Annotated in this window: 11 protein-coding genes and 2 tRNA genes; 9 read left to right on the top strand and 4 right to left on the bottom strand. The window is 63.1% G+C overall.

Going from position 1 to position 13,533, the window contains the following annotated elements; genetic code table 11:
• Positions 1 to 39: 39 nt before the first annotated feature.
• On the top strand, positions 40 to 834 hold the full coding sequence (gene dsbG, locus A0W70_RS10365; RefSeq protein ID WP_067562374.1) for a thiol:disulfide interchange protein DsbG: 795 nt from the start codon (positions 40 to 42) through the stop codon (positions 832 to 834).
• A gap of 356 nt (positions 835 to 1,190) precedes the next feature.
• On the opposite strand, the gene A0W70_RS17010 is transcribed toward dsbG, so the two are convergent.
• Both A0W70_RS17010 and A0W70_RS10370 read right to left on the bottom strand, forming a co-directional pair.
• A tRNA-Asn gene (locus A0W70_RS17010) sits at positions 1,191 to 1,318 on the bottom strand.
• Between the two features lie 354 nt (positions 1,319 to 1,672).
• Complete coding sequence (locus tag A0W70_RS10370) at positions 1,673 to 2,203, bottom strand: cupredoxin domain-containing protein (RefSeq protein ID WP_067562378.1); 531 nt, start codon at positions 2,201 to 2,203, stop codon at positions 1,673 to 1,675.
• Positions 2,204 to 3,438: 1,235 nt separating this feature from the next.
• Between A0W70_RS10370 and A0W70_RS10375 the strand changes: the two genes are divergently transcribed.
• From A0W70_RS10375 to A0W70_RS17070, 7 genes are all read left to right on the top strand, one after another.
• The gene (locus tag A0W70_RS10375) at positions 3,439 to 5,301 is read left to right on the top strand and encodes a copper resistance system multicopper oxidase (RefSeq protein ID WP_067562383.1); all 1,863 of its coding nucleotides are present in this window, start codon (positions 3,439 to 3,441) and stop codon (positions 5,299 to 5,301) included.
• A 23-nt stretch (positions 5,302 to 5,324) separates the two neighbouring features.
• Positions 5,325 to 6,116, top strand: coding sequence for a copper resistance protein B (locus A0W70_RS10380; protein WP_067562386.1), 792 nt, complete (start codon positions 5,325 to 5,327; stop codon positions 6,114 to 6,116).
• A 101-nt stretch (positions 6,117 to 6,217) separates the two neighbouring features.
• Positions 6,218 to 6,889, top strand: a complete 672-nt coding sequence (locus A0W70_RS10385) for a Spy/CpxP family protein refolding chaperone (protein WP_075109866.1) — start codon at positions 6,218 to 6,220, stop codon at positions 6,887 to 6,889.
• An 81-nt stretch (positions 6,890 to 6,970) separates the two neighbouring features.
• Complete coding sequence (locus tag A0W70_RS10390) at positions 6,971 to 7,408, top strand: DUF411 domain-containing protein (protein WP_067562390.1); 438 nt, start codon at positions 6,971 to 6,973, stop codon at positions 7,406 to 7,408.
• A 30-nt stretch (positions 7,409 to 7,438) separates the two neighbouring features.
• Complete coding sequence (locus tag A0W70_RS10395; RefSeq protein ID WP_067562394.1) at positions 7,439 to 8,383, top strand: cation diffusion facilitator family transporter; 945 nt, start codon at positions 7,439 to 7,441, stop codon at positions 8,381 to 8,383.
• A 196-nt stretch (positions 8,384 to 8,579) separates the two neighbouring features.
• Positions 8,580 to 8,927 carry an SHOCT domain-containing protein gene (locus tag A0W70_RS10400; RefSeq protein WP_067562398.1) on the top strand — a complete coding sequence of 116 codons (348 nt, stop codon included), beginning with the start codon at positions 8,580 to 8,582 and terminating at the stop codon, positions 8,925 to 8,927.
• Between the two features lie 255 nt (positions 8,928 to 9,182).
• A complete protein-coding gene (locus A0W70_RS17070) occupies positions 9,183 to 9,434 on the top strand; it encodes a winged helix-turn-helix domain-containing protein (RefSeq protein ID WP_083330936.1) in 252 nt (83 codons plus the stop codon).
• A 290-nt stretch (positions 9,435 to 9,724) separates the two neighbouring features.
• Here A0W70_RS17070 and A0W70_RS10410 read toward each other — a convergent pair.
• Together A0W70_RS10410 and A0W70_RS10415 are read right to left on the bottom strand one after the other, a co-directional pair.
• Positions 9,725 to 9,799, bottom strand: a tRNA-Asn gene (locus A0W70_RS10410).
• A 288-nt stretch (positions 9,800 to 10,087) separates the two neighbouring features.
• The gene (locus tag A0W70_RS10415; protein WP_067562404.1) at positions 10,088 to 11,269 is read right to left on the bottom strand and encodes a pyridoxal phosphate-dependent aminotransferase; all 1,182 of its coding nucleotides are present in this window, start codon (positions 11,267 to 11,269) and stop codon (positions 10,088 to 10,090) included.
• Positions 11,270 to 11,476: 207 nt separating this feature from the next.
• On the opposite strand from A0W70_RS10415, the gene uvrB reads away from it, so the two are divergent.
• The gene (uvrB, locus tag A0W70_RS10420; RefSeq protein ID WP_067562407.1) at positions 11,477 to 13,498 is read left to right on the top strand and encodes an excinuclease ABC subunit UvrB; all 2,022 of its coding nucleotides are present in this window, start codon (positions 11,477 to 11,479) and stop codon (positions 13,496 to 13,498) included.
• The last annotated feature ends 35 nt before the right edge of the window (positions 13,499 to 13,533 follow it).

Here is a 13,533-nt window from a genome sequence, read left to right on the forward strand (position 1 = left end):
CGATTTATACGACCGATTACGATCGAGGGAGATAAGCAAATGCGATCACACGCTGTTCGACACGCACCATGGTCAATCGGGCTCATTGCCGCCTGCGTGGGCCTGGCTGCGCCGGTGATCCGGGCGCAGGACGCACCGGCTCCGCTCCGGCAACTCGAAGCCCGCGGCGCTGAAGTCGGCGAATCATTCAAGGCGCCGGGCGGAATGACTGGCTATACGATCGAGATGCAGGGACGGACCATGACCGCCTACGTTCTTCCGGGGGGCGAGCATGCGCTCATCGGGACCCTGATCGACGCTGACGGCAATAATCTGAGCCGGGCCCACCTCGAAGAGGCGCAGAGTGAGGCGCTGGGGCCGGCGACATGGTCGCAACTCGGCGAAAGCGACTGGATCCGCGACGGGGCTCCGGATGCCGAGCGCGTGATCTACGTATTCACCGATCCGAACTGTCCGTTCTGCCATCGTTTCTGGAAATCGGCCCGCCCATGGGTCGAGGCGGGTCGCGTCCAACTCCGGCATATCATGGTAGGTATTCTCAAACCGGACAGCGCTCCGAAGTCCGCCACGCTCCTCGCAGCAGAGAATCCGGTCCAAGCATTGGTCGAGCACGAGCGGAATTATGCCGAGGGCGGCGTGAGTCCGGCCACGGAAATCCCGGACGAGGCGGACAGGGCAGTGCGCCGAAACAATGCCCTGATGAAGGAACTGGGGTTCCGTGCGACCCCGACTGTCCTCTACAGGAGGAGCGACGGTGAAGTCGGAAGCAAGCAGGGGCAGCCACGTGGCAACGAGCTTGAACGGATCATGGGCGGACCCGCGCCCGGCTCCTGAAGGCCGAAGTGGTATGTATCTGTGACCGCCTTGGGCTCATCAGCATTGTTATGACTCCCCGCCGACGATATTTTCGGGACCAAGCTGGTGTTGTAGTAAGTCTGTAATCGGTAGCCCGCCGCGTGACGGTAACTGTATGGAGACACGCGGGCACTTTCCGGGAAGAGTTGCTCAAACGACCCTTCAGCGATGACGGCGTCGATGTGGTTCGCGGGCACTCGCGCTGACGCCTTGAAACTCAGGCATTACTTGGCAATCACGTTGGATTCCAGCGGGCAGTCGGGATAATGTGTACTGGCGTCGTGGATCCCAGAATCAAACCGAGGGGGGTGGATGTCACGTAAGTTCTTGATTTATGGATCCCCGGGACGGATTCGAACCGCCGACCTAGTGATTAACAGACGCCCCCCGCGGGGAAATGGGATCCCTCCAGTCAAGTACTTATAGCATCCGGAGGAATCGTAAGTTATTGCGGTACCGGGAATTTCGGGCGATCTGAAACGAACTGCGCCAAGAGGCTACGTACCTTATCGTTGCAGCGGTTTTGGACCCCAGATGGACCCCAGCGATGCCCGTATGCCGACTCGGTGACACCATCTTGTGGCGGCCTGAGCGCGGCGTATCGTCTGGACGGGGCGCCAGTCTGAACTGGACCAGTGCGGTCGCCGATCGTGATCATTCGGCGGCATAAATCTCTCCTTCTGAACCCGTGATCGCGCGCTCCGCACATTTGGGCCGGTCGCACTGCCGAGTCCGAGTCCCTTTCGGGTCGGTTCCGGCGAGTGTGGCCGGCTGTTCTCGGTAGGTTCTGTGCCCTGTTGTTGGCCAAATCAGGTCACTATTTTACGCGAATACTCCCCTTCATCCCGGCTGGATAGTGCCCGGGGATATGACAGGCGAACTGGACCTTGGTCGCCTCCGTGAACCGCCAGGTGATCGAACCAGTCTCGCCGGGCTGAACGACAATCCCGTTCGGATCGTTATCCATATGACCGGCCATACGGTCCATCGACATTCCCTGCATTTCCTTCTCGTGTTCGCGTTGTTGTGCCGGTGTGGCGAGCGTGAACGAGTGTTGCAGCTGGCCGACATTTTCGATGACGAATCGGACGGTGCTCCCCTTGCCGATCGACACCGCGTCGGGCGAGAAGACCATAGTGTCTCTTGCCGTGACAGTGATGGTCCGATCGGCTTCACTGGCGTCGGCGGGACTGCCGAAGGCGAAGGAGTGACCGCCGCCATTATCATCATGTCCTCCGCCATGCTCGCCTGCGGCACTCACAGGGCCGGTGGCGGCCAGTGACAGCGCGAAGATTGCGCTCGCGGTGAACGACGGGCGCGTTGACTTGTGCGGGTCGACGTTGTGCATTGAGGTGCTCCTCGAATGATGGAATTGCATGTCGGTTCCTGCCGGCGCGATCAAAAGGTCACGGCCAGCAGAAACACGGATTGTGTGAGGTACTTCAGGGACGCTGCGGCCGGCTTGGTCGCGTCACACGGCTGTTATCGGTTCGGATTCCGAAAACGGTCGCTCCGTCGGTTGCCACATGGTGCTGACCGTAGAGCGGATCCGTTTGACGGTCGCGACGAGGCCGGGCGGCGGGTGCCGACCCGGACATCCGGGACGGGCGTCAGCCGGCGATCTTCAGGTCACACGGTTCGGCGGACGCTCGGGAGGCGCAAACTCTGGAGAGGTATACGGGCCTGACCGGCCCACACGGTACATCCCGTGATCCGGAATCGGGGCTGGAAGATCCGAGCCCGCGAGGATCGCGGTCGGGACGCCGCATTGATGAACATGGTCCCCTGACGCTTCACGAGGATCGCCCGCGGTTGTATGGCACAGGACCAGAGTCGCGGTCTCGTGGGCTTCGGGCTCATGATCTGCTTCCGTCGAGTGCGAATGCACCGACGGTACGCCGGGCGCCGCCAACGCGATCAACAAAAGCAACTGGAGTAACCGGACCATAGCGATAAGTCTTGGGGGAACCTTCGCCTGTGTCAAGTTGCCGGTCCCTCCGCCCGTGGTCGATGAATAATTATTCACTTTCGGGACCCGGACGCCGCCTCTAGAATCAAGACTATGCTTCCGCGTGCGCGTTCCAGATCGCTGACCTGTCGCATTTTCGCGATGCTCATGACGCTGGCCCTGTTGGTAGTCGGTCAGGGCGTGCATCTGCCTGCGGCACAGGCCGACGCGGATGCGGGCACCACCTATGCGATGAGCGGACATTCGCCTGCCGAGCACGGCCCGAATACCGGCGATGCAAAACCGCCCGGCGGAGGGATGCAATCGGAGTTGGAATGCGCCGGCACGGAGTGCGGCGGTTGCGTGGCTTCGATACCCTCGTCGACACTTGGCCCACCCCCTTTGAATGAACTACCTACGGACGACGCGGTGGTCGACTCTGCCGTGCGTCCTCCCGAGCGGCTGTTCCGGCCGCCGATACACCTCTCGTAACCTCCTCTTAGCGATTCCGGTTCGTCGGGCGATCACGGCCAATGCCGTGCCATCGAGCCGTAATCGAACTGTCCGGTGAGTCCGTTCATCCGCGCCCTGCGGGGCCAGCGGTAGACATTGCTCCCCGGTCCGACAAAGCGATAATGAAAGGTGAAAAAGTGACCGACTATTCGCACGAGAATGGCGGCGTTACGCGTCGTCGTTTCCTGCAGGGGGCCGCAGCGATGGGGCTGCTGGCCGGTGTAGACAGTCTGGTGCCCGCCTATGCGTGGGCGCGCACCGGCAATCTCGCGGCGCGACGCGAGGTTGTCGGCAATTCCGATATCTTCAACCTGGTGATCGAGCGCACGCCGCTGGACATCGGTGGGCGCGCCACATCGCAGCCGATCACCATCAACGGTTCGATTCCGGCACCGCTGATCCGCCTGCGCGAAGGCCGTGAGGCCGTCCTGCGCGTGACCAATCGCCTGGACGAGTCGACCTCCATTCACTGGCACGGCATTCTGTTGCCGTATCAGATGGATGGTGTCCCCGGCGTGAGTTTTCCGGGCATCGCTCCGGGGGAAACCTTCGAGTATCGCTACCCGGTGGAGCAGAGCGGCACCTACTGGTACCACAGCCACTCCGGTCTCCAGGAGCAGCTCGGCCACTATGGACCGCTGGTCGTCGATCCCGCGGAGCCTGACCCGTTCAGCTACGACCGTGACTACGCGGTCGTGCTGTCGGACTGGACGTTCGACGAGCCGGGCGATGTGCTGCGCAAGCTCAAGGTCGCCGAGGGCTATTACAACTACAACCAGCGCACGGTCGGCGATTTCTTCGAGGACGTCGAGCGCATGGGCTGGGATGCCGCGTGGGACAAGGCCGGCATGTGGGGGCACATGCGCATGACGCCCCGCGATATCCTGGATGTCACCGGCTCGGAGTACACCTACCTGATGAATGGCCGGCCGCCCGGGGGCAACTGGACGGGGCTGTTCTCCCGCGGGGAACGCATCCGGCTGCGTTTTATCAATGCGTCAGCGATGACTTTTTTCGACGTCCGTATCCCGGGACTGTCGATGACGGTCGTCGCGGCCGATGGTCAGAACGTGCAGCCGGTCGAAACGGATGAGTTCCGAATCGGCGTCGCGGAAACCTACGATGTAATCGTGCAACCAACGGATCGCGCGCACACGATCTTCGCGCAGTCGCAGGACCGTTCCGGATATACCCGCGGCACGCTCGCGGTGCGCGAAGGCCTCGAGGCCGATGTGCCCCCGATGTATCCCCGGCCAGAGCGCGGCATGGCCTCCATGGGCATGGCCTCCATGGGCATGGCGCACGGGGCGATGTCGGGCATGGGAAGCGGGGGGATGGATCATGCGGATGCGTCGAACGGCCAGACCTCGATGGATCACGACTCCATGGACCACGATTCCATGGACCAGCAGGGAGTGGCCGACGGATCGATGGAGGGCATGACGTCACCGATCGCGGGTCGTGATGTCTCCCACGGGCCGGACGATCATGGCCCGGGCGCCGCAATGGTCGCGATGAACCCGCGTCCACGCCTGGATGAACCGGGCGTGGGCTTCGAGCACGTCGATCACCGGGTGCTGACGTACTCGCAACTGAAAAGCATCAATGGCTGGCCGGATCAACGGCCCCCGTCCCGGGAGATCGAACTGCATCTGACCGGCAACATGGAGCGGTACATGTGGTCGTTCGACGGGCGCAAATTCTCGGAGGTCGACGGACCGGTCGAATTCCGCCACGGCGAGAGGCTTCGGCTGATCCTCGTGAACGACACCATGATGGACCATCCGATTCACCTGCACGGCATGTGGATGGAGCTGGAGACCGGCGCCGGGCGGTATCGGCCACGCAAGCACACCATCTCGCTCAAGCCGGGCGAGATGGTGTCGGCGTTGATTACCGCGGATGCGCCGGGCGACTGGGCGTTCCACTGCCACCTGCTGTACCACATGAAAGCGGGCATGTTCCGCGTGGTGTCGGTGACATGATTCGGATTACGGGGAGTTCAACGATGGTGCAAAAGGGCGGGGGCAAACGGTCCGTCACGTGCGCGGCCATGCTGTGCATCGCGGCGCTTGTCGCGTCGGGTAGCGCAACTGCGGCGGGGGTCGGTACACGGGCACAATCCGACTGGTCCCTGCCGGTGCACGACGACACGCGCTACGGTCAGATCATGTTCGATCGTTTCGAGTACCAGGCGGGCGACGATGAAGATGTCTTCCTCTGGGATGCCCAGGCCTGGTACGGGGGTGATACGAACCGCCTGTGGATCACGACGGAGGGTGAGGATCTCCAGTCCGGAGACGAGGGCGGCGAAGTCGAGAGCTTCGACGTGCAGTTCAGCCACCGCTTCGACCGTTTCTGGGATGTACAGGCCGGCGTCGGCTACCAGACAACTTATGGCCCTGGTCCCGATCGGGACCGGGCCTCCGTGATCGTCGGTGTTCAGGGGCTCGCGCCTTATTGGTTCGAGGTGGATGCAGGGCTTCGGGTCAGCGAGGACGGAGACGCATCGGCAGAATTCGAGGCGGAGTACGACTGGCGGTTCACACAGCGGCTGGTGCTGCAGGCACGCGGTGAGACGAGCTACGCCTTCGATGAAGTCGAGGAATTCGGTGTCGGCGAGGGGCTGACCGGCCTGACGGTCGGACTCCGGGCGCGATACCACATCTCGCGGGAGTTCGCGCCCTATGTCGGCCTGACCTGGCGGGACCGGTTCGGTGACACCGCGGATCTGCTCGAAGCCGAGGGCGAGGATACCGAATCCTCGGCCGTCGTCGCCGGTGTGCGCTGGTGGTTCTGAGTGGTCGAGAAGCGGGTTCAGTCGCTGCCTGTTTGATCCCGGTCAACGGACCGGAGTTCAGTCAGGATCATAGTCGTAACGACGAAATGGGAGAACGAACCATGCAACACAAGATGAAAACAGGTTTTCGCAGGGCTGGCGCGGTAGTCGGTCTGGTCGCTGCCGTCGCAGTGAGCGGGGCGGCGATCGGCCATGGCACCGGCCGAGCCGAGTCGGGTCAGGGCGGCATGATGGGCGCGCCCCAGAAAGGGCAGGGCGCCGGAATGATGCAGGGTTCCGGAATGATGATGGGAGGCCACCACGGCAACATGATGGCTGGCGGCCAGGGAGGCATGGGCCCGGGCATGATGCGCGGTGGCCAGAGCGGAATGGGGACCGGCATGATGAAGGGCATGATGGGCGGCGGAATGATGCCGTGTCCGATGATGGGCGGTGCCGGTATGGGTGCGATGCACGAGATGCTCAAGCCGGAACAGCGCAGCGAGATGCGCGAACTGGTGCAGGAGCACCGTCCCGCCCATTTTGAGCGCATGGGCCGGATGATGAACCTGCGCGATGACCTGATGGCCGAAATGCAGCAATCCCGTCCCGACCCGGAGGAAGTGAAGAAAAGGCATGCACGCATGGCGGAACTTCGCGGTGAAATGATGGCCGAGATGGTGCGTATGCGAAACGCTATGCACGACCTCATGACCGAAGAACAGCGTCAGGAACTTCGGGAACAGACACCTCAGAGCGACGCCGATTCCGGCGGGCATGACTTGCATCACTGACAAGCTTCGATCGACAAGCCAGTCACTCCGGGTGGCCACCGTGTGGCCGCCCGGTTCCTTTACGACGCGGGATTTATAGACATGAATCGATTCTGGAAGACCCTCTTCGGGGCAGCGCTGTTTGTCCCTTCTCTGGCGGCCGCGAACGCGATCAACGTGTACAAAACGGCCACCTGTGGCTGCTGCGCGGAGTGGGTGCGGCACATGGATCAGGCGGGTTTCGAGATGGAAGTGCATGAGGTTGAGCGCTCCGGGTTACTGGAACGCAAGCGGGCGTTGCGCGTCCAGCAACGGCTTTCGTCCTGTCATACGGCGACCGTCAGCGGGTATGTCGTCGAAGGGCATGTCCCGGCGGTGGATGTCCGGCGACTGCTTGCGGAACGCCCGCCGATCGCCGGGATCGCGGTACCCGGTATGCCGGCGGGTTCGCCAGGTATGGAATACGGGCAGCAGAGCGAGCCCTACAATGTGGTCGCTTTCGACGAAGCCGGAGGGTTGCAGGTGTTCGCGCGGCACTGACCCGTCCGATAGCGTATGGAGTTCTGATCGATGAGCCAGGAGCACAGTGCGCACGTACATGGACACGCCGGCCACATGCCCACGAGCGGCAAAGGCATGGCGATCTCGGCCTGGCTGACCGGCATCTATTTCGTGATCGAGATGGGAATCGGCCTCTGGACCGGGTCGATCGCCGTCATCTCGGACGCCTTTCACACGTTTTCGGCGGTGGGCGGCGTCCTTGTCGCGATCTTCGCCGCACGGATTGCACGGAGACCGGCCGATGAAGACCGCAGCTTCGGCTGGTATCGCGCCGAACTGATCGGTGCGCTGGTCAACGGCGGGTTCCTGCTTGGCATGGCGTTGATCGTGATCGTCATGGGCGCGATGCGGCTCGCGGAACCGATCGATCTGCCGCCTTTGCCCATGCTGCTTGCGGCGTTCGGTGGATTAATCACCGAAATCATTTCTCTGACGCTGATCTGGAAACAGAGTAAGACCGATCTGAACGTCAAGGGTGCGCTTTGGCACATTATCCAGACGTTTGTGGGCAGTCTGCTGATCATCGTCACCGCCGCCGTCATCCATTTTACCGGATTCCTGTTGATCGACCCGATCCTCGGCATGGCGTTCGGGTTCGTTCTGCTCTGGGCAAGCTGGGGGATTCTGCGGGACGCGGCCCATCTCCTGATGGAGGGTACGCCACCCGGAGTCGATCTGCGTGAGGTTGCCCGGGCACTGGAAGGCCTCGATGGTGTTGCCAATGCACACCATGTACACGCCTGGGCATTGACCAGTGGCCGTCACGTTTTCTCCGGACATCTCCGTGTGGAAACCGACAGCGATTCCCAGGCCGTGCTGGCGGATGCATACCGAATGCTGAGAGAGAAATTCGGCTTCTATTTCGTGACGCTGCAGGTTGAGAGTACCTGTATCGATGAATCGGGCGCGGAAGCGATTGACATAACGCGTTCGGAGGAAGGCGGGGGCCAGTGATGCAGACAGTTCTTCTGCTTTCCCTGATCACGGTCTCCGAGGCGACGAACGGGGTGCTCATCGCGGCCCAGGTGGAGTGTCCAATCTCGCCATGTCGCTGATCGATGGATGTGCCATGCGCGTGGACTTGAGAAGATGTTGATCAGAATCGGCTCAGGTCGGACGTGAGCTTGAGTGATACCGCGAGGAGGTGGAAATGAACGGAAAGGCGTTGCTGTTGAAAGGGAATGGCGCGATTGTTGGTCTTGCGATGACGGCTCCGGCATTCGCCGAGAGCCGTCAAGCGGGTGATTGGGGGTACCACGGGATGATGTGGAATGGTGGGATGCACTGGATCATGGGCCCCATCATGATGCTGATGTTCCTGATCGTCGTCGTCGCGGTGGTGATACTCGTGATGCGGTCGATCGGCGGGACAGCCAAGTCCGACCCAACGTCGAGCAACCCCGCACGCCGAATACTGGAAGAGCGGTTCGCCCGGGGAGAGATCGATGAGGACGAGTTTCGGAAGAAGAAAAGGGCGCTTGACGAAGAGACTCGATGACGGCTCGGTCACCCTGCCCATGGGGCCAAATTCCCGCAACGCCGCCCGACAGGATATGAATATCGTGACCAAAGGGTGAAGTGGCTTGTTGGCTTGCCCGAACTGCTCGCACGGGTCCGGCGCCTGTTGCACAGTCATCCGAGGCACGATCGAGCGACACCCTTCGACGACGGACGACTGCGTATCGATCCCGAGGCACGCAGCGTCACCCTCCAGGGTAAACCGGTGCATCTCACCCGCTAGGAGTACGGCGTTCTGCGGATCCTCGTTGAACAGACCGGCCGCGTGGTGACGCAACGCCATCTCCTCCAGCAGGTCTGGGGACCGGCGCATGTTGAGCGCACGCATTATCTGCGGATTATCGTCGGGCGCCTCCGCCAGAAACTCGGTGACGACCCCGCCGAGCCGACCTATATCGTGACCGAGCCGGCTGCCGGTTACCTGTTCACTGGAGGAGGTGGCTCCGCGTCGCGCCAACAGGGGGGCCGTAACGAATTCCTACCGTGACTACATCGTTCCCCGATCATCGTGGAAACCGGCTCGATGATTCTCGGCGCGGTAAAGCTCTCTACGAGCCCGACGTCGACACCGAGCAGGCCGGCGTGGAACAGGGAAAACCATGCGGTTAACAGTGGAGGGCGGCGCCAGTAATAGTGATGCCGGTAGTCGGTGGATCCGCCAGCGGTGGGGCAGCCGAGCCGTCATCGAATTCTGATGGGAGTGACCGCGGGTCTTTACAGAGTGGACCCCAAAATCGAACCCGCGAGGGGATAGAGGTGACGTAAATTCTTGATTTATGGCTCCCCGGGACGGATTCGAACCGCCGACCTAGTGATTAACAGTCACCCGCTCTACCGCTGAGCTACCGGGGAATCGGACAGAGTGTCCTGAAGCGCGCTGAATACTACTGGCCGGGGCGGCGGTGGTCAAGGCGATTCCGCCGCGGGGCCGGCGAGGCCGCGATCCGTGGGTGTATTCGCCACACGGGCACGCGGATCGTCTGGGGCTGCTGGCGGACTTTGGGCCGACGTGGCGTCGATGCCGGCTGGCTCCCTTCGGTCGCAAGCCGGCCTACGGCGGTGATGAAATCGGCGCGTGGCCAACCTGGGGCGTAGGCCGGCTTTTGCCGAAGGCAACAGCCGGCATCAGCTGGCACCGCCTCAGCCGAGTGCCTTCTTCAGCCGACCGATCGCGTTCTGCAGGTTGTCCATGCTGGTGGCGAACGACAGCCGCATGTAGCCGGGTGCCCCGAACGCGGAGCCCGGGACGAGGGCCACGCCGGTGTCGTCGAGCAGGCTGGAGCAGAATTCGACGTCATCCTTCGAGCCGTAGGCGCGGATCGCCTCTTCGACCTTCGGGAAGGCGTAGAATGTGCCGTCGCCGGTCAGGCATTCGACGCCCGCGAGATCATTGAGGGCCTCGACGAGGTAGTCATGGCGCTCGCGGAACTGGGTGACCATGTCCGCGACGCAGGCCTGATCACCGTTCAGCGCGGCGGTTGCGGCCCACTGCGAGATGGAAGTGGGGTTCGAGGTGCTCTGCGACTGGATCTTCTTCATCGCGCCGATGAGCTGCTTCGGCCCGCCGCAGTAGCCGATCCGCCACCCGGTCATCGAGTAGGCCTTGGAGACGCCGTTCATCACGACGGTGCGCTCGTAGAGGTCCGGCCGGGCGTTGACGATGTTGGTAAACGGCTCGTCCGCCCACAGGATGTGCTCATACATGTCGTCGGTGGCGATGATGACATCCGGGTAGTCGGCCAGTACCTCGCCCAGCGCCGCCAGTTCGCTGGCCGTGTAGGCCATACCGCTCGGGTTCGAGGGGCTGTTGATGACCACCAACCGGGTGTTGGCGGTGATCGCCTCACGCAGCTGCTCCGGGGTCAGCTTGAATCGCTGTTCGGCCCCGGCGCGAACGATCACCGGGACGCCGCCGGCCAGTTTCGCCATATCGGGGTAGGAGACCCAGTACGGCGCCGGGATCACGACCTCGTCGCCGGGATTGAGCAGGGCCTGGGCGAGGTTGAAGAAGCTCTGTTTGCCGCCGCAGGAGACGAGAATCTGGTCGGCGGTGTACTGGATGCCGTTATCGCGGTGGAATTTGTCGATCACCGCCTGTTTCAGTTCGGGGGTGCCGTCGACGGCCGTGTACTTGGTCTTGCCGGCCCGGATGGCCTCGTACGCCGCTTCCTTGATGTGGTCGGGGGTGTCGAAATCGGGCTCGCCGGCGCCGAGGCCGATGATGTCGCGGCCCTGCGCCCGCAGCGAGGCGGCGAGGGCGGTCACGGCGAGCGTCGGGGACGGCTGGATCTGTTGTACACGGTCGGAGAGTCGTACGGTCACGGCGGTATTCCCGGCTGGTTGAGTTGCTTTATGGTACTACGTCTGGCGTGGTCTTGGCCGCCCGCGGTGTCTGCGGCGCGGGCCGGCGCGACCGCCGACGCCATGGAAACACTTGATGTCCCGGCCCGGATGTCGGCCCACGAAGGCCCGCGTCCGGGGCGAGCCTGATCACGGAAAGGTCAAAAACTCTACCGCCCGAAGGGTGATATGTCCAAAGCGCTGCGCATCGAAAAACAGTTTGAACCGACCGGCGACCAGCCGCAGGCGATCGAGGGCCTCTGCGACGGCCTGGAAAGCGGGCTGATGTACCAGACCCTGCTCGGCGTCACCGGCTCGGGCAAGACCTTCACGATGGCCAACGTGATCGAGCGCGAGCAGCGCCCGACGCTGATCATGGCGCCCAACAAGACGCTGGCGGCGCAGCTGTACGGCGAGATGAAGGAATTCTTCCCGGATAACGCGGTCGAGTACTTCGTCTCGTATTACGACTACTACCAGCCCGAGGCCTATGTGCCGTCCTCCGACACCTTCATCGAGAAGGATGCGTCGGTGAACGAGCACATCGAGCAGATGCGCCTGTCCGCGACCAAGGCGCTGCTCGAGCGCCGGGACACGATCATCGTGGCGACCGTGTCGGCCATCTACGGGCTCGGCGACCCGCAGGCCTATCTGAAGATGGTGCTGCATCTCGATCGGGGCGACACCATCGGCCAGCGCCAGATCCTGCGGCGCCTGTCGGATATGCAGTACCAGCGCAACGACATGGAGCTCAAGCGCGGCACCTTCCGCGTGCGCGGCGAGGTCATCGATATCCACCCGGCGGAGTCGGACGACGAGGCCATCCGGGTCGAGCTGTTCGATGACGAGGTCGAAAACCTGTCGTTCTTCGACCCGCTGACCGGCGAGGTGAAGCGCCATGTGCCGCGGCTGACCGTCTACCCGAAAACGCATTACGTGACGCCGCGCGAGCGGCTTCTGTCCGCGGTCGAACAGATCAAGGAGGAACTCGCGCGGCGGCTCGAGGAGCTGCGGGAGAACGGCAAGCTGCTGGAGGCGCAGCGGCTCGAGCAGCGCACGCAGTTCGATATCGAGATGATCAACGAGCTCGGCTACTGCTCGGGGATCGAGAACTACTCGCGCTATCTCAGCGGGCGCGGGGAGGGCGAGCCGCCGCCCTGCCTGTTCGATTACCTGCCGGCCGATGCGCTGCTGATCGTCGACGAGAGCCACGTCTCGATCCCGCAGATCGGGGGCATGTTCAAGGGCGACCGCGCGCGCAAGGAAACGCTGGTGAATTACGGCTTCCGCCTGCCGTCGGCGCTCGACAACCGGCCGTTGATGTTCCAGGAGTTCGAGCGTCAGCAACCGCAGACGATCTTCGTCTCGGCGACGCCGGGACCCTACGAGAAAGAGCATTCGGACCGCACCGTCGAGCAGGTGGTCCGCCCGACCGGTCTGGTCGATCCGCAGGTCGAGATCCGGCCGGTGGCGTCGCAGGTCGATGACGTCCTGTCCGAGATCAATCGCTGCGCCGAGAAGGACGAGCGCGTGCTGATCACGACGCTCACCAAGAAGATGGCGGAGGACCTGACCGACTATCTGTCCGAGCACGGCATCCGCGTGCGGTATCTGCACTCGGATATCGACACCGTCGAGCGGGTGGAGATCATCCGCGATCTGCGGCTTGGCAAGTTCGACTGCCTGGTCGGGATCAACCTGCTGCGCGAGGGCCTGGACATGCCCGAGGTGGCGCTGGTGGCCATTTTCGATGCCGACAAGGAGGGCTTCCTGCGGGCCGAGCGCTCGCTGATCCAGACGATCGGTCGGGCCGCCCGCAACGTCAATGGCCGCGCGATCCTCTATGCCGATCAGGTCACCGGTTCCATGCGCCGGGCGCTCGACGAGACCGAGCGCCGGCGCGCGAAGCAGATCGAGTACAACGCGGAGCACGGCATCACGCCGCAGGGCATCCGCAAGGCGGTCGCCGACATCATGGAGGGTGCGCATGCCGGTGCGCCGGGCACCCCCGAGCGCTACGCGAAGGTCGCCGAGAGCGCGGAGAAATATCAGTCGAAATCGCCGAAAGAACTGGCGAAGGAGATCGACCGGCTGGAGAAGGAGATGTTCGACGCCGCGCAGAATCTGGAATTCGAGCGGGCGGCGCAGTTGCGCGACGAGGTCCAGCAACTGCGCGACCACGCCCTCGGTGTGGCGGACGTGGCCGGCTGAGTGCGTGCGGCATCGCGGGCGCGGGCCACGGAAGA

It is taken from the genome of Halofilum ochraceum (assembly GCF_001614315.2).
GTDB classification, from domain to species: domain Bacteria; phylum Pseudomonadota; class Gammaproteobacteria; order XJ16; family Halofilaceae; genus Halofilum; species Halofilum ochraceum.

Bases quoted from the DNA above. Each gene is read 5' to 3' on its own strand.
- A0W70_RS10400 (WP_067562398.1), top strand. From the start codon at position 8,580: ATGAACGGAAAGGCGTTGCTGTTGAAAGGGAATGGCGCGATTGTTGGT.
- A0W70_RS10385 (WP_075109866.1), top strand. From the start codon at position 6,218: ATGCAACACAAGATGAAAACAGGTTTTCGCAGGGCTGGCGCGGTAGTC.
- A0W70_RS10375 (WP_067562383.1), top strand. From the start codon at position 3,439: ATGAAAGGTGAAAAAGTGACCGACTATTCGCACGAGAATGGCGGCGTT.
- uvrB (WP_067562407.1), top strand. From the start codon at position 11,477: ATGTCCAAAGCGCTGCGCATCGAAAAACAGTTTGAACCGACCGGCGAC.
- A0W70_RS10390 (WP_067562390.1), top strand. From the start codon at position 6,971: ATGAATCGATTCTGGAAGACCCTCTTCGGGGCAGCGCTGTTTGTCCCT.
- A0W70_RS10380 (WP_067562386.1), top strand. From the start codon at position 5,325: ATGGTGCAAAAGGGCGGGGGCAAACGGTCCGTCACGTGCGCGGCCATG.
- dsbG (WP_067562374.1), top strand. From the start codon at position 40: ATGCGATCACACGCTGTTCGACACGCACCATGGTCAATCGGGCTCATT.
- A0W70_RS10370 (WP_067562378.1), bottom strand. From the start codon at position 2,203: ATGCACAACGTCGACCCGCACAAGTCAACGCGCCCGTCGTTCACCGCG.
- A0W70_RS10395 (WP_067562394.1), top strand. From the start codon at position 7,439: ATGAGCCAGGAGCACAGTGCGCACGTACATGGACACGCCGGCCACATG.